The sequence below is a fragment of the Flavobacterium praedii genome, assembly GCF_026810365.1.
In the GTDB taxonomy this organism is placed as follows: Bacteria; Bacteroidota; Bacteroidia; order Flavobacteriales; family Flavobacteriaceae; genus Flavobacterium; species Flavobacterium praedii.
Genome location: NZ_CP113948.1, coordinates 2,040,232 through 2,065,895 on the forward strand (window position 1 = coordinate 2,040,232; position 25,664 = coordinate 2,065,895).

General features: G+C 33.4%; 18 protein-coding genes and 1 pseudogene. 7 read left to right on the forward strand and 12 right to left on the reverse strand.

The genetic code is table 11. The features are described 5' to 3' along the window. Positions 1-120 precede the first annotated feature (120 nt). Complete coding sequence (locus OYT91_RS08635; protein ID WP_281240324.1) at positions 121-2,754, reverse strand: valine--tRNA ligase; 2,634 nt, start codon at positions 2,752-2,754, stop codon at positions 121-123. A gap of 160 nt (positions 2,755-2,914) precedes the next feature. On the opposite strand from OYT91_RS08635, the gene OYT91_RS08640 reads away from it, so the two are divergent. Beyond that, on the forward strand, positions 2,915-3,304 hold the full coding sequence (locus OYT91_RS08640) for a DUF1573 domain-containing protein (protein WP_281240325.1): 390 nt from the start codon (positions 2,915-2,917) through the stop codon (positions 3,302-3,304). A 46-nt stretch (positions 3,305-3,350) separates the two neighbouring features. On the opposite strand, the gene OYT91_RS08645 is transcribed toward OYT91_RS08640, so the two are convergent. Then, positions 3,351-4,682: a PDZ domain-containing protein gene (locus OYT91_RS08645; protein WP_281240326.1), complete on the reverse strand. Its 1,332-nt coding sequence runs from the start codon at positions 4,680-4,682 to the stop codon at positions 3,351-3,353. A gap of 126 nt (positions 4,683-4,808) precedes the next feature. Here OYT91_RS08645 and OYT91_RS08650 point away from each other — a divergent pair, with 126 nt between their 5' ends. From OYT91_RS08650 to lgt, 5 genes are all read left to right on the forward strand, one after another. Beyond that, the gene (locus tag OYT91_RS08650; protein WP_269222138.1) at positions 4,809-6,005 is read left to right on the forward strand and encodes a pyridoxal phosphate-dependent aminotransferase; all 1,197 of its coding nucleotides are present in this window, start codon (positions 4,809-4,811) and stop codon (positions 6,003-6,005) included. Positions 6,006-6,196: 191 nt separating this feature from the next. Further along, a complete protein-coding gene (gene folE, locus OYT91_RS08655) occupies positions 6,197-6,868 on the forward strand; it encodes a GTP cyclohydrolase I FolE (RefSeq protein ID WP_269222137.1) in 672 nt (223 codons plus the stop codon). A 134-nt stretch (positions 6,869-7,002) separates the two neighbouring features. Next, positions 7,003-8,481, forward strand: a complete 1,479-nt coding sequence (cysS, locus tag OYT91_RS08660) for a cysteine--tRNA ligase (RefSeq protein ID WP_281240327.1) — start codon at positions 7,003-7,005, stop codon at positions 8,479-8,481. A 58-nt stretch (positions 8,482-8,539) separates the two neighbouring features. After that, the gene (gene yidD / locus OYT91_RS08665; protein WP_281240328.1) at positions 8,540-8,788 is read left to right on the forward strand and encodes a membrane protein insertion efficiency factor YidD; all 249 of its coding nucleotides are present in this window, start codon (positions 8,540-8,542) and stop codon (positions 8,786-8,788) included. A 75-nt stretch (positions 8,789-8,863) separates the two neighbouring features. Further along, the gene (lgt, locus tag OYT91_RS08670; RefSeq protein WP_281240329.1) at positions 8,864-9,793 is read left to right on the forward strand and encodes a prolipoprotein diacylglyceryl transferase; all 930 of its coding nucleotides are present in this window, start codon (positions 8,864-8,866) and stop codon (positions 9,791-9,793) included. Positions 9,794-9,850: 57 nt separating this feature from the next. Here lgt and OYT91_RS08675 read toward each other — a convergent pair whose 3' ends face one another. Continuing rightward, positions 9,851-10,141, reverse strand: coding sequence for a putative quinol monooxygenase (locus OYT91_RS08675; RefSeq protein WP_281240330.1), 291 nt, complete (start codon positions 10,139-10,141; stop codon positions 9,851-9,853). A 2-nt stretch (positions 10,142-10,143) separates the two neighbouring features. After that, positions 10,144-10,737: an NAD(P)H-dependent oxidoreductase gene (locus OYT91_RS08680; protein WP_281240331.1), complete on the reverse strand. Its 594-nt coding sequence runs from the start codon at positions 10,735-10,737 to the stop codon at positions 10,144-10,146. Positions 10,738-10,839: 102 nt separating this feature from the next. Between OYT91_RS08680 and OYT91_RS08685 the strand changes: the two genes are divergently transcribed. After that, positions 10,840-11,733, forward strand: a complete 894-nt coding sequence (locus OYT91_RS08685; RefSeq protein WP_269222131.1) for a LysR family transcriptional regulator — start codon at positions 10,840-10,842, stop codon at positions 11,731-11,733. 130 nt (positions 11,734-11,863) lie between these two features. Here OYT91_RS08685 and secDF read toward each other — a convergent pair whose 3' ends face one another. The 8 genes and pseudogenes from secDF to OYT91_RS08725 form a co-directional block, all read right to left on the reverse strand. Continuing rightward, entirely contained in the window at positions 11,864-14,833 is a 2,970-nt protein-coding gene (gene secDF / locus OYT91_RS08690; protein ID WP_281240332.1) for a protein translocase subunit SecDF, read from the reverse strand. Positions 14,834-15,058: 225 nt separating this feature from the next. Continuing rightward, a complete protein-coding gene (locus OYT91_RS08695) occupies positions 15,059-15,994 on the reverse strand; it encodes a malate dehydrogenase (RefSeq protein WP_269222129.1) in 936 nt (311 codons plus the stop codon). A 58-nt stretch (positions 15,995-16,052) separates the two neighbouring features. Beyond that, complete coding sequence (gyrB, locus tag OYT91_RS08700; protein WP_281240333.1) at positions 16,053-17,996, reverse strand: DNA topoisomerase (ATP-hydrolyzing) subunit B; 1,944 nt, start codon at positions 17,994-17,996, stop codon at positions 16,053-16,055. A gap of 173 nt (positions 17,997-18,169) precedes the next feature. Further along, a complete protein-coding gene (gene gatB/aspS / locus OYT91_RS08705; RefSeq protein WP_281240334.1) occupies positions 18,170-21,502 on the reverse strand; it encodes a bifunctional amidotransferase subunit GatB/aspartate--tRNA ligase AspS in 3,333 nt (1,110 codons plus the stop codon). Next, positions 21,502-22,920, reverse strand: a complete 1,419-nt coding sequence (locus OYT91_RS08710) for an amidase (RefSeq protein WP_281240335.1) — start codon at positions 22,918-22,920, stop codon at positions 21,502-21,504. The genes gatB/aspS and OYT91_RS08710 overlap by 1 nt, the downstream gene beginning before the upstream one ends. Before the next feature lie 3 nt (positions 22,921-22,923). After that, entirely contained in the window at positions 22,924-23,193 is a 270-nt protein-coding gene (locus OYT91_RS08715) for an Asp-tRNA(Asn)/Glu-tRNA(Gln) amidotransferase subunit GatC (RefSeq protein WP_264565168.1), read from the reverse strand. 254 nt (positions 23,194-23,447) lie between these two features. Then, a pseudogene (locus OYT91_RS08720) lies at positions 23,448-25,072 on the reverse strand (amidohydrolase). A gap of 74 nt (positions 25,073-25,146) precedes the next feature. Beyond that, positions 25,147-25,596, reverse strand: coding sequence for a hypothetical protein (locus OYT91_RS08725; RefSeq protein ID WP_281240336.1), 450 nt, complete (start codon positions 25,594-25,596; stop codon positions 25,147-25,149). Positions 25,597-25,664 lie beyond the last annotated feature (68 nt).

The window sequence follows — 25,664 nt, forward strand, 5'->3', positions numbered from 1 at the left end:
AGTTGCAATAGATTTCCAATACAGTTCTGTATCTAATCCATAGCAGATTATAAGCCAAAAAAAATCCCAATCCTGAAAATATTCAGCATTGGGATTTTAAGTTTTAAAAAAATATAGCAACTATTTCAATCCAGCTAAACTATGCTCGATTGTCTCAATTTTTGAAAGGGCATCTGCTTCTTTTTGTCTTTCGTTTGCCAAAACTTTCTCTGGCGCACCAGCCACAAATTTCTCATTTGAAAGTTTATTTTGAACGGATTTTAAGAATCCTTGCGTATAAACCAACTCAGCAGTAAGTTTTGCAATTTCTTCTTCTACATTGATATTCCCTGTAATAGGTATAAAATATTCATTCGATTTTACTCTAAACGATAATGCTCCATCCACTTTATCCGCTACATATTCCAATGAAGTAATGTTCCCTAATTTGGTGACAACCGAATCAAAATAAGTTGAAACTTTATCGTTGTTCATCACTTTCAATTCGATAGTATCTTTAAATGGAATGTTCTTGTCCTTACGAATCGTTCTAATTCCAGAAATCACCTCGATTGTATTTTCAAAATCAGTAATTAATTTTACATCAAACGGTTTCATTTCTGGCCAAGTCGAAACAATTAATGCTTCCTCTGTTGTTCGTTCTGCCAATATTTGCCATATTTCCTCTGTTAAGAATGGCATAAATGGATGCAATAATTTTAGATTATTTTCTAACATTTCTATCGCTTTCGCAAATGTTACACTGTCAATTGGCTGTTGGTATACTGGTTTAATCATTTCTAAAAACCAAGAACAGAAATCATCCCAAACTAATTTGTAAATTCCCATTAAAGCATCGGAAATTCTGTATTTTTCAAAATTATCTTCAATCTCTAAAAGAGTTTGTTGCAATTTTGCTTCGTACCATTCGATAGCTACTTTTGAAGACTCCGGTTGAGAAATAGTTGCAGATACTTCCCAACCTTTTATCAATTTGAAAGCATTCCATATTTTATTGGTAAACCCTTTTCCTTGGTTACACAATTCTTCATCAAACATAATATCATTTCCAGCAGAAGCACTCAAAAGCAACCCAACACGAACTCCATCGGCTCCAAACTTTTCGATTAACTCTAATGGTTCAGGTGAATTCCCTAAAGATTTAGACATTTTACGTCTTTGTTTATCACGAACCAAACCAGTCAAATACACATTCGTAAAAGGTTTTTTTCCAGTATATTCATATCCTGCAATAATCATTCGCGCCACCCAGAAAAACAAAATATCCGGACCAGTCACTAAATCATTGGTTGGATAATAGTATTTAAAATCTTCACTCTCCGGATCCATAATTCCTCCAAAAACGGACATTGGCCATAACCAAGATGAAAACCAAGTATCTAATGCATCCACATCTTGTCTTAAATCAGAAACTTGAAGTTGAGAATTAGAAGTTTTCAATTTCGCTAAAACCAAAGCTTCATCAATAGTTTCTGCAACTACAAAATCTTCTTTTCCATCTCCGTAGAAATAAGCCGGAATTTGTTGTCCCCACCACAATTGACGAGAAATATTCCAATCACGAATATTATTTAACCAATGTGCATACGTGTTGTTAAAACGAGCAGGATGCAATTTAACATCGCCATCTACCAATACGGATTTAATGGCCGGTTTTACTAATTCCTCCATTTTCAAAAACCACTGATCAGACAAACGTGGTTCAATCACAGCTTTGGTTCTTTCTGAAGTACCTACTTTATTTAGATGTGTTTCAGTTTTTGCCAAAGCACCAGTATTTTCTAATTCTTGAGTAATTTCGTTACGAACTACAAAACGGTCTTTTCCTTGATAGTGTAATCCAAAACTATTTAAAGTCGCATCTTCATTGAAAATATCGATAATCTCCAAATTGTGCTTCTCTCCTAGTGTCTTATCATTCATATCATGAGCTGGAGTCACCTTTAAACATCCAGTTCCAAACTCAACATCTACATATTCGTCCTCGATAATCGGAATCACTCTTCCACAAATAGGAACAATCGCTTTTTTTCCTTTCAAATGAGCAAAACGTTCATCATTTGGATTGATACAAATAGCTGTATCCCCAAAAATAGTCTCTGGACGTGTAGTTGCAACTGTCAAAAAATCTTCGCTCCCTTCAATTTTATATTTTAGGAAATATAATTTTCCTTGTTGCTCTTCATAAATTACCTCTTCATCAGATAACGTTGTTTTGGCTTCGGGATCCCAGTTTACCATTCTATACCCACGATAAATCAATCCCTTGTTGTATAAATCCACAAAAGATCGAATTACTGAGGAGGACATATCTGGATCCATTGTAAACTTAGTGCGTTCCCAATCACAAGAACATCCCAATTGTTTCAATTGATCTAAAATAACTCCACCGTATTTATCCGTCCACTCCCAAGCATGTGCCAAGAATTCTTCACGAGTTAAGTCATTTTTATTAATTCCTTCGGCTTTTAATTTGGCTACAACTTTTGCTTCTGTAGCAATAGAAGCATGATCCGTTCCAGGAACCCAACAAGCGTTAAATCCTTTCAAACGGGCTCTTCGAATCAAAACATCTTGAATGGTATTGTTCAACATGTGTCCCATATGCAATACACCTGTCACATTGGGTGGCGGAATTACAATAGTATATGGTGTTCTATGATCAGGCTCCGAATGGAAATAGTTATTTTTCATCCAGTAGTCATACCACTTATTTTCAATAGTTTTAGCGTCAAATTGTGCAGGAATTGTCATAAAAAAGCAACTTTTAAAACCAAAATTATACTTTGGTTTGATTTTTGTTATTCATATAGAGGACAAAAGTAAATAATTAAGTACAGTATAAAAAGAGAAATAAAAGATTGTGTATTAATTAAAAGATACTATATTTACTTAGCCCACAAAAAACAACAAAATGAAAAAAATAACAGCTTTTATCGTATTGCTATTTTCAAGTAGCTTTATCTTTGCTCAAAGTGGACCAAAAATTGACATTCATCAATCTGAAAACACAGTTGACTATGGAAAAGTGTACAAGTCTAATGACAATGGAATTCGAAACTTTACTTTTACAAATACAGGAGATGCTCCATTGAACATCACTGGAATTCAGTCAACCGCTAGTTGTACCATATTATACAAACCAACTCAAGCCATTGCTCCTGGTAAATCAGATCGAATTGAAATAAAATACAATATGGTTCCGGGGCCAATTCGTAAAACTATTACAGTCGAAACTAACGCTGTGAATTACGAAGAAGGGCGTGTACCTTTAAAAATCAAAGGAGAAGTACTTACAAACTAAAAAAAAGTAAAAAACGTTTTTCAAACTAATTGAAAAACGTTTTTTTTTACAACACATCTTTCAATTGAAAAGAAAATTTCAAAACTTGATTATTCCTTTCCACTTCTAAATAAATCCATTTATCCTCTTCTGTTTTAAATAACTCATTAATTTTAGACAAGGAATACAGGTAAGTTGGTTTTTTATTTATTGAAATAATAACATCCCCCACTTTTAAACCACTACTGTCTGCTGGAGAATTTTTCCGGACTTGTGCAACCTCATATATAGGTTTTAAGACAAATTTATACTTGAACTCATTGGTTATGTTTTTACCTGTATTATCAAAAGTAATTCCTTTATCAACAGCTACTGTTTGCATTTGAACCGTTTCTTTTACCCACTGCAAACCATTATGTTGTATTTCGACACCACTTTCATTATAGGTAAATGGATCATTGTAATTAGCATTTTTCTTTAAATAAAGTTGTTCGTTTTCATAATCAAAAACTACAGAAAACCTTCTTAAAATTTCACCACCAACAGAGCCAATTCGATCCTTAACCATTCTCACACTTTTAATAGAACTGGAATCTGGAAAAGCAACAATTGGCAAAATAAATTGATTATTATCAAATGAAAAACGTTTTATTCTCGCCCTTTTCCCTTCTATATCACCACTGAAACCTTTTCCCAAAAAATCATCAAAATTCTTTGTCGGTACAACAATATTTGAGGAAATATTTTGAAACAACCAAATAGAATCACTATTTCCAATATCAATTAATAACTTTACAGAAACAACTTTATCATTTAATAACACCTCCCCTTCCAAATAGGGTTTAAATCGTTCAATTTTGATTGGTGTTTTTTTAAATTTTTTATCTAACTTTTTTCGAACATCAATACCGCTTTTATAAACCACTAACTTTTTACTGGAATAATCAATTCGAATCAAATTATTTTTAAAAAATTGATATCCTATAATGCCATTCACGGGAATTCCAATATGGGACGACAGATTAAAACTTTGATCCAAAATAACATAAACGACCTGTTTTATAGACTTAACACCTGGCAATTCCAATATATTATTTGTTGTTTTCAAACCTTCGATAGCAACATCACTACCTAAGCCTTTTAAAAATATTTTTTCGGAATTGTAAAATTTAACATCCGGATTATCATTTAAACTAAAAAGAATCGTTTCCTCAACTCCAGTATCCAATAAAAAATTCAATTCTACTCCATTTACTTTTATTGGTATAAAAACTAAATTATTGATTAAGATCAGAGGAACAGTTACTTTTTCAATTCCTTTGTCAAATACAAATCCATCTTGCCCAAATACAGGGACAATTGTTAGTATTAAAAGATAAAACACACATTTTATTTTCATTTAGTTATATTTCGATAATATTACCCAATTATACGATAATAATGGATGAAAAACAACAAAATAGATACATTGTTTACAGTGATTTTCAAAAATAAATTGCAAATTTGCACCTCAAATTTTACAATCATGCCTGAAATTTCAATCAGAGGTCGAAGAATGCCGGAATCGCCAATCCGAAAATTGGCTCCTTACGCAGACATAGCTAAAAAAAAGGGTCATAAAGTCTATCATTTAAACATTGGTCAACCCGATATAAAAAGCCCAGAAATTGCAATCAAAGCGATAAAAAATATTGATTTAAGCATCATAGAATATGGTCCTTCCGAAGGATACGAAAGTTATCGAAAAAAACTAGCTGATTTTTACACCAAACAAGATGTAAAAGTAGGCTTTGAAGATATAATGATTACTACTGGCGGTTCTGAAGCCCTTTTGTTTGCTCTTGGAAGCATCATGGATCCCGGAGATGAAGTCATAATTCCAGAACCTTTTTATGCCAATTACAGTGCTTTCTCAGAAGAATCTAGTGCAAAAGTAGTACCTGTAATTTCTACTATTGAAAGTGGATTTACACTCCCTACTATTGAAGAATTTGAAAAAGCAATTACACCAAAAACAAAAGCCATCTTAATTTGCAACCCAAATAATCCAACAGGGTATTTATATTCAGAATCTGAAATTAAACAACTGGGAGAATTGGTCAAAAAACATGATTTGTTTTTAATTGCAGACGAAGTGTATCGTGAATTTATATATGACGAAAGAGACCTTCACTTTTCTGTGATGAATCTAAAAGGAATTGAACAAAATGTAATCATGATTGATTCGGTTTCTAAAAGATATAGTATGTGTGGCGCTCGAATTGGTTGTATGGTAACAAAAAACAGAGACGTTATTGCTGCTGCAATGAAATTTGCACAAGCGCGTTTATGTCCACCAACAATCGAACAAATAGCTTGTGAAGCTGCAATTGACACCCCTCAAAGTTATTTTGACGAAGTAATAGCAGAATACAAAGAACGAAGAGATATTTTAATTAGCGAATTGAATAAAATCGAAGGCGTGGTTGTAAAGACCCCAAAAGCGGCTTTTTATTGTATTGCACAATTGCCTATTAAAAATGCGGATGATTTTGCGCAATGGCTTTTAGAACAATATGAATTAAATGGTGAAACGGTAATGATAGCACCTGCTGCAGGATTTTACTCGACGCCTGGAGTTGGTTTGAATCAAGTTCGTATTGCTTATGTACTAAAGAAAGAAGATTTAATCAGTGCCGTTCGAATTTTGAAAGAAGCATTGACAGCATACAATTCAAAATAAAGAATAAAATTCACAATTATCAAAAGGCAATATCATTTTTAAGGTATTGCCTTTTTTGATTTGATATCAATTTAATCAATCTTTTCATCAATTATTGCAATAATTAAAAGGCGAAACGATAGAAAATGTTTCCTTTTTATTAATTATCTTTACCCCTTAAAAATAGACACCCATTATAATAGTATCTTTTAATGATAAACAACGAAGAATTTCAAGACGAAATAGGAAACAATCATATTAGTACGAATGCTCAAAATCCAGTAAGAGAGGATGCTTTTGACATTACAGATGAAGAAAAGATTGAAAAAATAAAAAAAGACGTTGAAAACATCCTGCAAACATTGGGAATGGATTTGAATGATGATAGTATAAAAGGAACGCCAAATCGTGTAGCCAAAATGTTTGTAAAAGAAATATTTGGCGGATTGAATCCAGACAAAAAACCAAAAGCTTCTACTTTTGAAAACAATTACAAATATGGGGAAATGTTGGTTGAAAAAAACATTACCCTCTACTCTACTTGCGAACACCATTTATTGCCCATAATCGGGAGAGCACATGTTGCTTATATTTCGAGTGGAAGAGTTATTGGTTTATCAAAAATGAATCGAATCGTTGAACATTATGCAAAAAGACCTCAAGTACAAGAGCGCTTAACAATGCAGATTGTTCAAGAATTGCAATTAGCATTAGGAACAGAAGATGTAGCCTGTGTTATTGATGCCAAACATCTTTGCGTAAATTCTAGAGGAATACAAGACATTGAAAGCAGTACAGTAACCTCTGAATTTGGCGGTAAATTCAAAGATCCTCAAACCAAAAGAGAATTTTTGGATTATATCAAATTGGAAACTAAATTTTAATATTTAGAAAAAATCTCATTATTACCCTAAAGCTCTAGCCCTGATTGAAGTGAAAATCCTTTTTTATCGTTTTTTTCTAACGATAAAAAAGATTGAAATGGAAAGCAGGATAAAGCTCCAAAAAAATAAATTTTATGTCCTTATATAAAAGTCAAACCTTAAAAATATACAATTCTCTTTCGGGAGAAAAAGAAACATTTACACCAATCAATGAAGGAAATGTGGGGATGTATGTTTGTGGACCAACTGTTTACAGCAATGTACATCTTGGAAATGTTAGAACTTTTATGTCATTTGATGTAATTTTCAGATACTTATTGCATTTGGATTACAAAGTGCGTTACGTTCGTAATATTACAGATGTGGGGCATATTGTGGATGATGTAGATGAAGGGGAAGATAAAATTGCCAAAAAAGCACGTCTAGAGCAACTGGAACCTATGGAAGTAGTGCAACGCTACACCGTAGATTTTCATGATATTTTGAATGCTTTTAACTTTTTGCCGCCGAGTATTGAACCCACAGCAACGGGACATATTATTGAGCAAATTGAAATCATCAAAACCATTATTGATAAAGGAATTGGTTATGAAGCTAATGGATCGGTTTATTTTGATGTAGTCAAGTTTAATGAAACCAATCATTATGGTGTATTAAGTGGCCGTAATATAGAAGATATGCTTTCTAACTCACGCGATCTTGACGGACAAACAGACAAAAGAAATCCACAAGATTTCGCACTTTGGAAAAAAGCCGAACCGCAACATATTATGCGTTGGCCTTCGCCATGGAGCGATGGATTTCCCGGTTGGCATTTGGAATGTACCGCTATGAGTACCAAATATTTAGGAAATCATTTTGATATTCACGGAGGTGGAATGGATTTGAAATTTCCACATCATGAATGTGAAATTGCACAAAATGAAGCTTGTACTGGACATACTCCCGTAAATTATTGGATGCATGCCAATATGTTGACTTTGAATGGCAAAAAAATGGCAAAATCGACTGGAAACAATATCTTGCCAGGTGAAATTTTGACTGGAGACAATGCTTTTTTAAGCAAAGCTTTTTCAGCATCAGTAGCTCGCTTTTTTATGTTGCAAGCACATTACAGAAGTATACTTGATTTCTCTGACGAAGCAATTGTGGCAGCCGAAAAAGGTTATAAAAGATTGATGGAAGCAATGGATTCGATAAAAGGGCTTTCTACAAGCACAACTAGTTCGTTAGACATTGCTAGTTGGAAACAATTGTGTTATGATGCCATGAATGATGATTTCAATACGCCAATTCTAATTGCGCAATTGTTTGAAGGAGTGCGTTTTGTTAATTTATTAAAAGACGAAAAAGAAACCTTAAATGCAACCGATTTAAAATTACTCACAACAACGATGGAAGCTTTCGTTTTTGATGTATTGGGATTGGAAAAAGAAAAAACCAATGGCAACACTGATAAACTAGAAGGTGTGGTAAATATGCTAATTGGTATGCGCAAGCAAGCCAGAGACAATAAAGATTTTGCATTGTCTGATCAAATTCGGGATCAATTAATAGCTTTAGGCATTCAATTGAAAGACGGAAAAGAAGGAACAACATTTAGTGTTCAGTAGTCAGTTTTTTAGTATTCAGACTGAACACTAAAAACTGAACACTGATCATTTATAAAATATGTTAAATAAAATCCTCATCTATCCATTTGTATTACTCGTTAGGTTTTATCAGGGAGCTATTTCCCCTTTTACTCCAGCAGCTTGCCGATTTGAACCTACTTGTTCGAGTTATATGATTCAAGCATTGCAAATTCATGGATTGTTTTACGGAGGTTATTTAGGCATAAAAAGGATTTTGAGTTGTCATCCCTGGGGTAGAAAAGGGTATGATCCTGTTCCTAAAAAAAAATGCGATCACAATCATTAAAAAGTGAATTCTTACCTTTTAGTTAACACAATTACTCAAATCAAAATAGTATTTTCACAAAAAATAAAAAAATAAATGACACACGCTTTAAACATTGTTTGGAATCCTTCTGAAGGAATTGATTTAGGTTTTTTCATTATTCGCTTTTACAGTTTGATGTTCGTAATTGCTTTTGGATTGGGTTGGTACATTATGAAACATATTTTTGAAAGAGAAAATGTTGCAATAGACAAACTAGACTCTTTGTTTGTTTGGACAGTACTAGCCACCTTAATTGGAGCTCGTTTGGGACATGTTTTCTTTTACGATTGGGAATATTACCGCAACAATCTGGCAGAAATCATTTTACCTTTTCGATTCAGTCCTGAATTTAAGTTTACTGGTTATCAAGGACTAGCAAGTCATGGAGCCGCGATATCGATTATAGTTGCCATGTACTTTTTTAGCAAAAAAGTATTACATAAACCAATATTATGGATACTAGACCGAGTAGTAATCCCAGTTGCTAGTGGAGCTATTTTTGTGAGATTAGGCAATTTTTTTAATTCTGAAATTGTGGGTAAAGAAACTACTTCTGCATTTGGTATTCGTTTTGTGAGAGATCAATTTACTCCAAACGAAGCTGTGAATGCAACACAATTAGCTACTCCAAAAGAAGCCTACAATGCTATAGCCACCAATCCTCAATATGCTAATTTACTAGAACAAGTTCCTGCTAAACATCCAGCTCAATTGTACGAAGCTTTTTGCTACATATTTGTTTTTGCAATATTATTTTTCTTGTATTGGAAAACGGATGCTAGAAAAAAAGCAGGCTACTTATTTGGTTTATTTTTAGTACTATTATTCACAGTCCGTATCGTTGTTGAATCAGTAAAAGAAAGTCAAGGAGGATTTGAAAGCGATTTAGGAAACATATTATCAACCGGACAATGGTTGAGTATTCCTTTTATAATCGTGGGATTGTATTTTGCTATTACTGCAAAGAAAACAAGTGAAATATAAACTAAACATTCATAATACAAAAAAAATAGCCACTGAAAATTATCAGTGGCTATTTTTTTAACCTATCCTTGAAGTCTTATATATCATTGGCTTTTTTTCTAAGAAAAGATCAGTCTTTTGAATAAATTCCAGCAAATAAGGTTGCCTATTATGCAGATCCAGTCCTTCTTTATTTTTCCAAACCTCGTGAAAAATAAAAATATTTGGGTCATCACTATTTTGATGTAAATCATACTGTAGACATGCAGTTTCTTTTCTAGATTGGCCAACTAAGTTTACCAAAATCAACTCCAATTCTGCTCGATATTCTGATTTACTTTGAATAATTACTGTCAAATTTATTTTCATAATTAACTTAAAAATAATTGAGTTAAATGATTTTCATACAATTTCAAATCATTGACAACATCGGCATTTTTTTCTATGTCATGAAAATGCATACTTTTTAATGGAGTCATTCCGGTAAAAGCATTCATACGATGAAATCCAAATAAAGGACCATTGTCAACATTGGTTTCACCAAAGAACTCGCCAGGCAATGTAAATGCTTCTTTGGGAGCATTCCATGAAGTTGTAACCATATATTTTGTTCCGTGCAACATTCCTCCAGTCCCATAATTAATTGCTGGGTTCTTAGAGGAACGCCCATCACTTTTGTAAATACCTTTGTCATGACCTTCGGTAAATACGACATCTATGTATTTTTTAAAACCGTGAGGCAATTGAAACCACCAAATTGGAGTATGATAAATTACCACATCAGCCCAAACAAATTTTTCAACTTCTAGCGCTGGATCATATTCATCATTAATATCTGTACTTTTTACTTCAAACCCATCTTTGCTTTTAAAAAACTCAACAGTAGCATTTGTTATAGTTTGATTGAATCTTCCTCCAGAATGACCAAATTTTTGACCTCCGTTTATTATAAATATCTTTTTCATTTCTATTAGTTTAATTTGATGAGGCAAAATTACAACAGAAATCATTATTATTAAAATAACATAATTCATACCTTTATATCATAATTATAATACTTATATACAATGGTAAATTTAGAATGGTACCGGACTTTTAAATACATATACAAAACTGGAACCTTAACGGGTGCGGCAGAAGCATTATTTATCTCTCAACCAGGTGTTAGTTTACATTTAAGCTCTTTAGAAAGCTATGTCGGATATAAATTATTTGACAGAACCAGCCGAAAAATGATTCCAACAGAAAAGGGAAAAGTGTTGTATAATTTCATTACAGAAGCCCTCAGCAAACTAGAAGAAGCTGAAAAAAATTTCCAACGCAGCACAGAGAAAGATACACCAACAATTAGTATCGGAATGTGTTTTGAAACTTTTCAAATTACTTTAGAACCTTTTTTATCAACGTTTCCTTTTAATGTAATTATTCAATTCGGAGAATATCCAGAAATGATTGAAAACCTAGACAAAGGAATTTTAGATTTAATTATAACCCCTCAAATGATCATTAAAAATTCAATCGATTATCAAGCTTTTTCTTCAGAAACAATAGTTCTTATTGGAGGAAATGAAATAGATTCTGAAATATTTTATAATTTAGAAAAGCAAAATAACTTTGCAGCAATGGAACTTTGGCTAAAAGAGCAAAAATGGTATGGAACAACTGGAGACATGGAGCATTTGAGACGCTTTTGGCAGCTAAATTTCAACAAATATGCTGATTTCAGACCGAATTACATTGTTCCAAATTTAAACTCTATAGTGCGCTGTTTAAGCAACAGCAAAGGATTAGCAGTCTTACCAGACTTTTTGTGTAAAAATGAATTAGAAAGTGGAAAAATAAAACTTTTATGGAAGGGTAAAACTCCATTAAAGAATACCCTTTATTTTGCAAATAAAAAGAAAACTATCTATACCAATCAAATACAGTTAATAAAAGACACCTTTATAAAAATAATGTAATTTTCAACTTTTCAAATTAATCCAATTTGGTATAAAAAATGCAAATACTAAAATAAACTCTTCCAGTTATTATATATAAAAAAAAGATCCAACTTTCGTTGAATCTTTTTTTTTGACCTATTGCCAATTACTAGCTTTCTTGATGTTTTATTTCAACATTTTTCTTTTCTTCTCTAGAAATGGTATCCACCAATACTGGAGTAGCAATAAACAATGAAGAGTAAGTACCAATGATAATACCAATAAGCATAGCAAAGATAAATCCTCTAATAGATTCTCCACCAAATACAAACATTATTAATAATACCATAATCATAGTCAAAGAGGTATTAATCGTTCTAGACATGGTAGAGTTAATAGATTTATTAACAATTTCAGAGAATGAACCTTTAGTTTTACCATCCAAGAATTCACGTACTCTATCATATACAATTACAGTATCATTCATAGAATAACCAATAACAGTTAAGATAGCCGCAATAAAGTGCTGATCAATCTCCATACCGAAAGGCATATATTTCCAAAGCAAAGAGTAAACTCCTAATACGAAGATAACGTCATGCGCAACCGCTGCGATTGCACCTAAACTATATTGCCATTTTCTAAAACTAATTACTAAATATAAACCAACAATAAGCATAGCACCTAAAACAGCCCAGTATGCATTTGTTTTAATATCTTCAGCCACAGTTGGACCAACTTTTGAAGCCTGTACAATACCTAGTTTTTTACCATCGTAAGCATTTACAAACTTATCATAAGTCATATCAGAACCATAATGTTTTTTCAAGCTTTGAAACAGCATTTTGTTAACTTCTTCATCTGCAGCTCCACCAGTTTCTTGTATTTTATATTTTGTAGTGATTTTCAATTGATTGTCTTCACCAAAAATTTTAACCTCAGCACTTCCAAAAACAGCAGTTAATTCTTCTTTAATCTCTTCAGGTTTCATTGATTTGTCAAAACGAACTTGAAAAGTTCTACCTCCCACAAAATCAACACCTTGATCAAATCCATGTGTTGCAATCGATGCGATACTTACAATTGTAACTACAATAGAAAAAAGATACGTCCATTTTTTAATTCCTAAGAAATCAAAATGGAAATTAGTAAAGAAATTTTTAGAAAATTTAGTTACAAAAGATAAATCATTTTTACCAGCGATATTTTTGTCAATAAAAATTCTAGCAATAAAGATAGAAGTAAATAAAGAGGTAATAATACCAATTAACAAAGTAGTTGCAAAACCTTTGATTGGTCCAGATCCGAAAATAAATAATACAGCCCCCGTTAAAATGTGAGTTACATTCGCATCAACAATGGAACGCATTGCTCCAGTCCAGCTGTAAGAAGCTTTTACTGCTTCATCCAAAGTTTTACCTGCTCTTAATTCTTCCTTTGCTCTTTCATAAATAATGATATTGGCATCAACCGCAGTACCCATCGTTAAAACGATACCTGCAATACCAGGCAAAGTAAGTACAGCACCTAAGCTTGCCAAAATACCAAACATAAACAATAAGTTGACTGCTAAAGCAATATTGGCATACCAACCCGCTTTACCATAATAGATCATCATCCAAAGTGCAACTAAAAGCAATCCAATAACAGCCGAATTTGTACCATGATCAATTGCTTCTTGACCAAGGGATGGTCCTACCACTTCTGATTGGATTATTTCTGCAGCAGCTGGCAATTTACCTGCTCTTAAAACGTTAGCTAAATCTTTAGTTTCAGTAACATCAAAAGAACCAGAAATTTCAGATCTACCTCCAGCAATTGGTCCACTTGAAACTCCAGGAGCAGAATATACAATATCATCAAGAACGATAGCAATATTACTTTTTTGAGTATAAGCTCTACCTGTTAATTCTTCCCATTCTTTTGCACCAATGTTATTCATTTGCATAGAAACAGCTGGCTTACCCAATTGATCAAATGTATCACTAGCATCTGTTACAACACCACCACCCATTGAAGCAACATTATCTCTATTTCCTTTTAAAGCATACAATTCTACAACTTCAACTTCTTTTTGTTTTGCATCTTTAATAGTAGTTGGTTTTCCCCATACAAATTTTACATAACGTTGATCACCTGCTAATAAAATTCTGATGTCTGCCCTTTTAAAATAAGAATTAATTACAGCAGTATCTTTTGGAGAGAAAAGACCTAAAACTGGTCCACCACCTTGAGCAACAATTTTGTCAATAATAGGATTATTTCCTTTTTTAGTTGCTGTAGAATCTTTTCCGTCAGTTAACAAAGCACTTAATGAATCCTTTGCTACAGTTTTAGTTTCAACTTTAGCTATTTCAGTTTTTTTCAAAGCCTCATTAGCAGACATGATGAAATTCCCAATTTCTTCAACTTTATAAGTTTCCCAAAATTCTAATTGAGCAGTACTTTGCAATAATTTTTTGATTCTATCGATATCTTTTGCACCTGGAAGTTCTACAAGAATTTGTCCAGACTCTCCTAATTTTTGTATATTAGGTTGAGTTACACCAAATTTATCGATACGTTTTCTCAATACACCAAAAGCACTTTCAACTGATTCGTCAACTTTTCTTTTGATTACTTTTTGAACTTGAGCATCTGTCATTTGAAAAGTAACACCACCTTCACCTTGCAAACTTCTGTTAGCAAAAATATCAGGAGACGCCAATTTCACTGTTCCATTTGAATTTGCTTCAAATGCTTCGAAGAAAGCATCAAGATAGGCTTGATTTCCTTTTTTATTTGCAGTGGCATCAGCCAAAGATTTATTAAAAACTGGATTTTTCGAATTATTTGATAACCCTTTCAAAATGTCTTTTACAGAGATTTGAAGAGTCACATTGATTCCTCCTTCTAAGTCAAGACCTTTGTTAATTTGTTTATCTTTTACTTCATTGAATGTAAAATCAGTAAACCCTAAGCTAAACACTTTTTCTTTACCAATTGAATCTAAATATTTTACTTCTTTTTCTGGATTGTTACCAGCGAAAGTTTTTGCATCATTTTTCACTTTGCTAGAAACAAAAGTGAATGAAAGTTGGTAAATACTTACCAATGCAAATAGAATTGCGAAAAATTTAATAAGTCCTTTATTCTGCATTATTACTAAAAATTAATTATTTTTATTTATTTATTTTTGTTTTAAACCCTATAAAATAAGCCATTACATCATTTTTGAAAAACAAAAAAGAACTGCACGATCTATATCATTTTTTTTAAACCGAGCAAATATATAATTAACGGAAAGATTAACCAATTTATTTATTAATTAAAATCAAAAAAAAGACTGCAGAAATTGCAGTCTTCTTTCTTTATACGCAAATTATTATGCTAAAACAGTTTTCAAATCAGCATTCATGCTTTTTACAGCCTCTGCACTTTTTGCAAAAGCAGCTTTTTCAGCATCATTTAATTTAATATCAACTATTTGTTCTACTCCGTTTTTACCAATGATACAAGGCACTCCAATACAAATATCGTTTTGACCGTATTCACCGTCTAACATAACGGAACAAGCAATCATTTTCTTTTGATCATTCAAAATACTATCTACTAAATAAGCAACAGAAGCTCCTGGAGCATACCAAGCTGAAGTCCCCAATAAACCTGTTAAAGTTGCTCCTCCTACCATAGTGGCTGCTGCAACTTTTTCTAATTCTTCTTGAGATAAAAACTCAGAAACTGGGATACCATTATAAGCTGCCAATCTAGTTAAAGGGATCATGGTAGTATCTCCATGCCCTCCAATAACCATCGCAGAGATATCATTTTGTGGTTTATTCAATGCTTTAGATAAATAATATCTAAAACGTGAGCTATCTAAAGCCCCACCCATACCAATAATTCTATTTTTAGGCAATCCAGTTGATTTCAATGCCAAATAAGTCATTGTATCCATTGGATTTGAAACTACAACTACAATACAATTTGGTGAATGTGCTAATACATTCTCAGCAACTGTTTTAACAATTCCAGCATTAATTCCTATTAATTCTTCTCTTGTCATTCCTGGTTTTCTAGGAATTCCTGAAGTGATCACAACCACATCACTGTTTGCTGTTTTAGAATAATCATTTGTAACTCCAGATAAATTTGTATTAAACCCAGTATTTGTAGCACACTGCATAATATCCATTGCTTTACCTTCGGCAAAACCTTCTTTAATATCTAATAATACTACTTCACTTGCAATTCCTCTATAAGAAATTGAATCTGCACAGGATGCTCCCACATTTCCTGCTCCAACAATGGTAACTTTCATTTTTATTTGTTTTTATTAATTTCAAATTAAAAAAGAAAAATACAGTTCCTTTAATAAATTACGCATCGATATTTGCGTAAACTGCATTTTTCTCGATAAAATCTCTTCTTGGCGGTACCTCATCGCCCATTAACATAGAGAAAACTCTATCTGCCTCTGCTAAACTATCAATATTCACTTGACGTAATGTTCTGAATGACGGGTCCATTGTAGTTTCCCACAATTGCTCTGCGTTCATCTCTCCAAGACCTTTATAACGCTGTATACCAGCACTACCACCCATTCTATCATTTGCTTGATCACGCTGAACATCATTCCAAGCATATTCTTTTTTATTTCCTTTTTTAACTAAATACAAAGGAGGCGCCGCAATATAAACATGTCCTTCTTCTATTAACTCTTTCATAAAACGGAAAAAGAAAGTCAATATTAAAGTAGAGATATGACTACCATCGACATCGGCATCACACATAATAATTACTTTATGGTATCGTAATTTTGAAATATTCAATGCCTTACTGTCTTCATCAGTTCCAACAGTTACTCCAAGTGCTGTAAAAATATTTCGAATTTCTTCGTTTTCAAACACTTTATGATGCATTGCTTTTTCAACATTTAGAATCTTACCCCTCAAAGGCAAAATGGCTTGAAATGCACGATCACGACCTTGTTTTGCCGTACCCCCTGCGGAATCTCCCTCGACAAGATATACTTCACATTTTGCAGGATCTTGTTCCGAACAATCGGATAATTTTCCAGGCAATCCTCCGCCACCCATAACGGTTTTGCGTTGCACCATTTCGCGTGCTTTTTTAGCGGCATGACGTGCTTGTGCTGCAAGAATTACTTTTTGAACAATAATGCGAGCATCATTTGGATTTTCTTCCAAATAGTTCTCGATCATTTCACTTACCGCTTGACTCACTGGAGATACTACCTCACGGTTTCCAAGCTTAGTTTTGGTTTGCCCCTCAAATTGAGGTTCAGCTACTTTTACAGAAATAATTGCTGTTAGTCCTTCACGGAAATCATCTCCAGAGATATCAAACTTCAATTTATCCAACATTCCAGAAGCATCTGCATATTTCTTCAACGATCTTGTTAGACCCGTCCTAAAACCTTGTAGATGTGTTCCTCCTTCGTGAGTATTAATATTATTTACATAAGAAAAAATATTCTCCGAGTAACTTGTATTATATATCAAAGCTACCTCAACTGGAATTTCTCCTTTTTCATTATCCATCGAGATTACGTGCGCTATAATTGGCTCACGATTTCCATCAAGGTAACGAATATATTCTTTTAATCCTTCAGAAGAATGGAATATTTCAGAAACGAAATTTCCATCTTTATCCACTTCTCTTTTATCAGTGAAAGTAATTGTAATCCCTTTATTCAAATAAGACAACTCACGCATACGAGATGACAAAGTATCATAAGAATACTCTATTGTCTGAGTAAAAATCGAAGGATCTGGGTAGAAAGTTACTATTGTACCTCTTTTGGTTGTTTCGCCAATTTGTTTTACTGGATAAAGCGCTTTTCCTTTTTCATATTCCTGTTCATATACTTTACCATCACTACTATGAACAGTTGCTCTTAAATGATTTGACAAAGCATTTACCACCGAAACCCCCACACCGTGAAGTCCTCCAGAAACTTTATATGAATCTTTATCGAATTTACCTCCAGCACCAATTTTAGTCATTACAACTTCTAATGCGGAAACACCTTCTTTTTTATGAATTCCTACTGGAATACCACGTCCATTATCTTCTACAGTAATAGAACCATCTTCATTAATATCTACCCTTATCGTATCACAATGGCCTCCCATTGCCTCATCGATTGAGTTATCTACTACTTCATAAACTAAATGATGTAACCCTCTTACACCAACATCTCCAATGTACATCGATGGACGCATTCTCACATGCTCCATTCCTTCTAAAGCCTGAATACTGTCTGCTGAATAATTGTCCTTCTTGATTTCTTCGCTCATATATTTTAATCTAAAAAAATGTGGTTTTCGTCTAACACGCAAATATAGAAAATTGTTACCTATTTAACCTCTTAATTCTCGTTTTAAGCTCTTAAGTTATTAACATTTATGGTTTATATCCAACAAAAAAACGCCTTCAAAATAGAAGACGTTTTTATCATTATTTATTAAAATTAATTTCTAATTATTCGAACATTCATTTCTTCTACCTTTTTATCAGATAAAAGTGAGGGCGCACCAAATAATAAATCTTCGCTAGTTCCAGTTTTCGGGAAAGCCATCACTTCTCTAATGGATGCTTTTTTCTCTAAAATCATCATTAAACGGTCAATTCCCCAAGCAATTCCTCCGTGTGGCGGTGCGCCGTATTGAAAAGCTTTATGCATCGTTCCTACACTTTTCATCATCTCTTCTTTGTTGTAGCCCATATTTCTATATGTCGCTTCCAGAATTTCCGATTTATGCGCACGAACTGATCCTCCTCCAATTTCGTAACCGTTTAAGATTATATCGTATTGTTGCGCTATAATGGTTCCAATTTCGTCATCATCCCCTTTCATGTGCTTTTGCAAATCATAAATCGCAGGCATCGAGAATGGATTGTGCGTAAAAGTCCATCTACCCTCATCTGTTCTTTCAAACATTGGAAAATCAATTACCCAAGCTGGACATAATTCCTTCGGATTAATTAAGTGCAATATTTTACCCATTTCTTGACGAACAGCATCCAAAGCTTTGTTGGCAGTGGCGTAATCTGCTGCTGAAAAGAAAACAATATCCCCAACTTGTGCGTCAGTTGCTTTTATAATTCCAGCCGCAATATCTTCACCTAAAAACTTAATAATTGGCGATTGCAATTCATCCTCATTCACAATAATATAAGCCAATCCGCCTAAGCCGTGCTGTTGAGCAATAGCGGTTAGGTTTTCGATCTGCCCTTTAGACATACGCTTGTTTCCTTGCTCTTTGGCCGAGACTTTAATACATTTTACAATTCCACCGTCTTCAATAGGCTTACTAAATACTTGAAAAGTGGTATCTTTTACAATATGGGTAATGTCTTGCATCTTTAAGCCGTAACGTAAATCGGGTCTATCACAACCGTAGAAATCCATCGCGTCTTTGTATGTAATTACTTCAAAAGGACGTAAAATCCACTTATTGCCATATATTTTCTTCACTACTTCATTAAACATTTTTGTGTTTAAATCTATAATCTGTTGCATACTCGCATAGGCCATTTCCATATCCAATTGTGTAAATTCCGGTTGACGATCTCCACGAGAATCTTCATCTCTAAAACAACGCGCAATTTGGAAATACTTTTCATACCCACTCACCATCAACATTTGTTTGAACTGTTGCGGCGCTTGCGGCAAAGTATAAAAGAAACCAGCTTGTTTACGTGTAGGAACAATAAATTCTCGTGCACCTTCATCGGTTCCTGCACTTAAAATTGGGGTTTCAATTTCTAAAAATTCTTCTTCATCCAAAATGTCACGCAATAATTTAATTACTTTATGACGGTTTACGATTGCTCGTCGCACTTCTTCATTTCTATGATCTAAGAACTTGTATTGAAAACGAATTGCTTCGTTTGTTTTTGCCGCTCTCTTGATTTCAAAAGGTAACGTCTTCGATAAGTTTAAAATCTCTAATACTGAAGTTTCCAATTCTATTTTACCAGTACGCAATCCTGCATTATAATCATCTTCATTACGACCTACTACTTTACCTGTCACTGAAATTACCGATTCCGGTTTTAATTTCACCAACTCATCTATATTAGGGAATGATTCCCTGCTGATTCGCACTTGAAAAATTTCATAACTGGAATCACGCAAATCAATAAACATCAATTCTCCGTGGTCACGAACACTGGCAACCCAACCAGACAAAATCACTTCTTGCTGGATGTTTTCTTCGGATAATTGTGAAATTTTATGTGTTCTATACGTATCCTTTATAATAATAGGAATTTCAGGAAGCGATTCTTCTTGACTTTCTTTATTTTCTGCAATAATTTCTTTGGAAACTTTTTCGGAGGCTTCTTTCTTCTCTAAAATAGCGGCAGCACCCAATTTATCTAAAATAATCTGACGAATTACTTTACCATTCGCTCCTTTTCCAATAATTCCTAAAACTTTACCAACTAAAATACCCGCTTTTCCTTGGTCTCCAGCTTTAATATCATTGGCAACAGCCTCATTTTCTGAAATTACTTTAGCAATAACTTCTTGTACTTTATCTTCCGAAATGGTATTTTCTTCAAAGTACTTGTTGTAGTCAAAAGTTCGATCTTTCAAATAACCTGTAATCGCATTTTGAACTAAAACTGCCGTAATTTTTTCAGCTTTAAATAATTTAAAAATATCCGTTAAATGGGCAATACTATGGATTTCCGAGTAATCTTCTGCCTTAATATTGTTCGCCAAAGTTTTAGCAACAAACGAAGGATCTTTAATTTCATTATTTATTTCTACAAATATTTGCGAACGCAACTTATCTGCCGTAAAAAACTTAGCGTCTTGCGGTAAAACGCCTCCATTAATTAAAATAGACTCAACAGCATAAGGCAAAGCGCTAGTATCGACTTTAATAGCTTCAATTTCACTTTTAATATTTACAAAAGGCAAATCCGGTTCCGAAATAAAACGGTAATCGGCTTCAAATTCTTTTTTACGCATTACTTTGGTTTGCTTTAAATCTGCATCCCACAACACCGTAGTTTGATCTGGTCGAAACTCTTTATTTTCAATATAGTAATTAAATTGTTTCTCCACTTCTTCTTTCAATGCTTCCACCATAAACTTAAACGAGTTCAAGTTTTTGATTTCCGTTCTTGGATTTAATTCGTAACTGTGTTTTTTACGTAAAGACACCGAAACATCCGATTTGAATTCTCCTTTTTCCAAATTCGCTTCAGAGATTCCTAAGTTTTGTACAATACGCTGAATGTACTGAGCATAGGTCGAAGCATCTTCAATATTACGAATACAAGGTTCTGTAACAATTTCGATCAACGGAACACCTGCTTTGTTAAAATCAACTAACGAAATTTTCTTTTCGTGCATCAATTTTGCAGCATCTTCTTCAATATGAACCTGAGTTAAATTCACAGTAAACTGAGTACCATCATTTCGGTAACAAGATACGTGTCCATCAGGAATTATCGGATTATGAAATTGCGTAATTTGAATATTCTTTGGATTGTCTGGATATTCGTAATGCTTTCTATCCCATGAGATCACTTCATTACTAAATGAAGAACCAACCGCTTTTCCAAAATAAATCGCCTTTGTAATTGCTTCTTTATTTAAGGCCGGTAAAACGCCCATTTGCCCCGTACAAACAGAACATATATTTTCGTTAGGTGTTTCTATTTCTTGATTTGGACAAGAACAAAACAACTTGGTTTTGGTATTCAATCGAACGTGTGTTTCCAGTCCTATTACCAATTCTAAATCGTGGGCTTTTATCGCCGCTGTTAATTGCTCCAATTCCATTATATCAATTCTTTTAAGAAGTTAGCAAACTTCAATACTAATTCATCATTATTTTTTGCTGCAGTAATTTGCAATCCGGTGCTTGTTCCTTGCGGTACCGTTAAAGTTGGCAATTGTCCCAAACTAAAACCAACCGTATAGGCATCCGATAAATACATCGCCAAAGGATCTTTTAAACTGTCTCCAATTTTAGGAGGAGTACTTGGTGTAACTGGCGATAAAATAATATCAACTTCTTGAAAATCTTTACTGAAGTTTTCAGAAATTTGGTCTCTTAAAGCCAATCCTTTTAAATATATTTCATCCGAAAAACCTTGTGACAATACTTGGTTTCCACCTACAATTCTACGTTTTGTTTCTTCTGAAAAGTTTTCAGAACGGGTCACAGCGTAGGTTTCAATTAAATTCTCTGCTTCGATACGGTTTCCATAATTGGTTCCGTCTAAACGAGATAAATTAGAAGCCGTTTCAGCCATTGCCAACGTATAATACGTTGAAACTAAAATATCAGATTTAAAGAAATCCAATTCTTTTACTGCAATTCCTTTGGCTTTCAGTTTTTCGATAGTAGCTAAGAAATCAGCTTTTATTTGAGCATCAATCGCATCACTTTCAATAAAGTTTTTAAAATACCCAATTTTACCCAACCCTTTCAGAGTTTTAAACTCTGAAAGGGATTTTATTGCATCTTCACTAATTTCTGTTGAAGTAATTGAAGTTTGATCTTTTGGATCTTTCCCGCTCATTACGTTTAACACAATTCGGATATCCTCAATTGATTTAGCCAATGGACCAACGCAATCTGTAGAAGATGCATAAGCCATAAGACCAAATCTGGAAATTCTTCCGTAGGTTGGTTTGAAACCATAAATATGATTGTATCCAGCAGGCTGACGAATCGAACCTCCGGTATCTCCACCAATTGAAAACGCAGAATATTCTTTTGCTACGTTTACAGCAGATCCTCCGCTTGAACCTCCTGCAACCAATGTTGGATCAATTGCGTTTTTTACAGCACCAAAAATCGTGTTTTCGCTAGAAGAACCATGACCAAAACTATCACAGTTTTCTTTTACTAATGGTATAGCGCCAGCGTCCAATAATTTTTGAATTGCAGTAGCAGTGTAAGGCGATTTATAATTTTTTAACAAATCAGAACTTGCAGTAGCGTAAGTTCCCTGCAACATATATACATCTTTAATTCCAAAAGGAATTCCTTCTAACAAACCTATTGTTTCTCCATTTGCAATTTTAGCATCTACTTTAGCAGCTAAATCTAAAGCCAAAGTATCTAACAAAGAATTTACTGAATTATAGGTATTTTGTTTAAGTAAGTCTAATTTTTCTTGTACCAAAGCCGTACAAGTTATTTGTTTTGACACCAATTGTTGGTGTATTTTTTTTATCTGAGAATCCATTTTTTATCCTTCTATAACTTTAGCAACTACTAAAAAACCATTTTTCTTGTTCGGGAAGTTTTCCAAAATTATTTGTTTCTCAATAGCCGAACTCTCTATCACAACATCTTCTCTTAAATTATTTACAGACACACAATTACGATTGACATTATTTGCAGTATTGTTATTTGAAGGAAGTGCATTTTTAATTACATCAAATAATTTGTTCACGCTCTCGGAAGGCTGTGCTCCTTTAATACTCGACAATATGTCGACTGTCATCGTTTTGCTCATAATTTTATTTCGTTTTAAAATCAAACTTTTAAGGTGGCGAATTTACAAAAGTTTTATTTGGGAATCCCATTTTTTTCAATGATTTCGATAGTTTTCAGTTAAAGAACCTTACTATTTAACATTATGTTAGAATTAAATGTATTTTGTAGCACTATTGTGAAATGAACCGACAGAATGATAAAAAAATATAACAAATAACCAGATGAGTGTAATTATTTTTAACCTATAAAGCTAAAATTTTATACCTTCAAAAATTATTTCACTTTTACTCCTTTCAAAAACACCTGACTCGGTTTTAATTTTACCATTTGCTTTTCATCAATTTTCATCAAATCCTGATCAAACAGAACAAAATCAGCCCATTTACCCACCTCAAGACTTCCTTTTTCTTTTTCTTCAAAATTGGAAAAAGCTGCCCAAATGGTCATTCCTCTAAGTGTTTCTTCTCTAGTCAAAGCATTTTCCATCTGAAAACCTGCCGTTGGATAATTCTTGCTGTCCTTTCTCACCACAGCGGCATGAAAAGTGAGCATTGGATTAACCTCCTCAATAGGAAAGTCGGTGCCTAAAGCAACAATACCGGCCTTTTGAAGTAATTTTTTATAAGCATACGCATTTTTTAATCTTTCTATCCCCAATCGCTCCCCTGCCCAATACATATCAGACTTAGCATGTGTTGGCTGAACAGATGGAATAATTCCGGTTTTAAAATAATCGAAATCGGCTTCCTGTATTACTTGCGCATGCTCAATTTTCCATCTTCGGTCTTTTTTACCAGTCAATACTTCTTTATATATTTTCAATAACGCCGTATTGGCAGAATCTCCGATAGCATGCGAATTCAACTGAAAAGGGGAATTGGCAATTTGCTTGGCCGTATTTTTTAATTCTTCCACAGAAGAAAGCATCGCCCCATATTTTTTTGGGCTATCCGAATAGGGTTTGTGCAAACAAGCACCTCGAGAACCCAATGCTCCATCTCCATACATTTTAAAAGAACATACATTTAAATTGTCTGTTTTGTAAATTCCTTTTTTTAGATACAAATCAATATTCTTTTGATTAGCCGTAATCATGGCATAAATATTAATTTGTAGCGCTTTTGCTTTTTGCAGACTATCCATTAAATTAATAATATCAGGATCTAAACCCGCATCATTAACAGTTGTCAACCCGTATTGAAACATCACTTTTTCCGCATCCAATAATGCGGCAATTTGTTTTTTACGATTGGGCTTCGGTATTATTTTAAAAACCAATTCCATCGGGTTATCAATTAAAACACCTGTCGGTTCTCCATTTTCTAAAACAATTTCGCCACCAACGGCTTTTGTCTTTTTGTAATTCCTGCCAATTTCAAAGCCACAGTATTTACAACAATAGCATGACCATCGATGCGATTTAAAACCACAGGAATAGTTGGAAAAGCTGCATCTAAATCTTCTTTGGTTGGAAATTGGGCCACTTGCCAATCGTTTTGATCCCATCCGTTTCCAACAATAAAATCAGGATTTTTTTCTTTCTGAAATTTCTTTATTCGATCGATAACTTCCGACATGCTTTTAGTTCCTCTTAAATCGACTTCTTGCAGGCTCAGTCCATAACTATAGAAATGACAATGTGCATCATACAAACCAGGGTAGATAAATTTCCCTTTTGCATCAATAGTATTTTTGGAATCATAGGCTTTTGCGATTTCATCATCGGAACCAATTGCTACAATTTTACCCGATTGAATTGCCATAGCCGAAGCTTTATCAAAATCCTTGTTTACAGTATAAATAGTAGCATTCGTAATAATAGTATCTACAGTAATTTTATTGTTTTGATTACAGGAAATCAAAAAAATCAAAAAAAGGAGGGGAGAAATTCTCTTCATAATAAAAAGTTTAATTATTGAAGCTAATATAAAGAAAGAGCTTCAATAAACGATAAATTATAAAATGAATTAAACTATAAAATTTCGTCTATTATATATGTAGTAGTGTTAATTTCAAAACTGAATCCAATTTGGTTCCCCATTAATTTATTTCCTAAAGGAGATTGTGGAGACAAAGCAATAACATTGACTCCATCGATATTAATTTTTGGAAGTGCAAGACTCAGGTACAAATAAATCCCATTGGCTTTGACCAAACTTCCTAAAACAATAGTTTCAGCAATTATAGAAGCGTCTATTTTATCCAAGACTGCTTTTTGCGTCAATACTTCTTTGAGTTTTGTATTGAGTTTTTCTTGTTCAATATGCATCATCGACAACGCGGTCTCATGCTTATCCCCTGCCGAACCTTTGGCATCATTCTTTGAATCTTCGGTCAAAGCTACAATCATGTCTTTGAAAACATCGATTCTGTCTTGAACTAATTGATGGTATTGTTGGTATATTTTTTGTTTGAAAGTCATAAAAAAAGTTTAACCGCAAAGTACGCAAAGAAGTACGCAAGGTTCGCAAAGCTAATTTAAAATTTAAT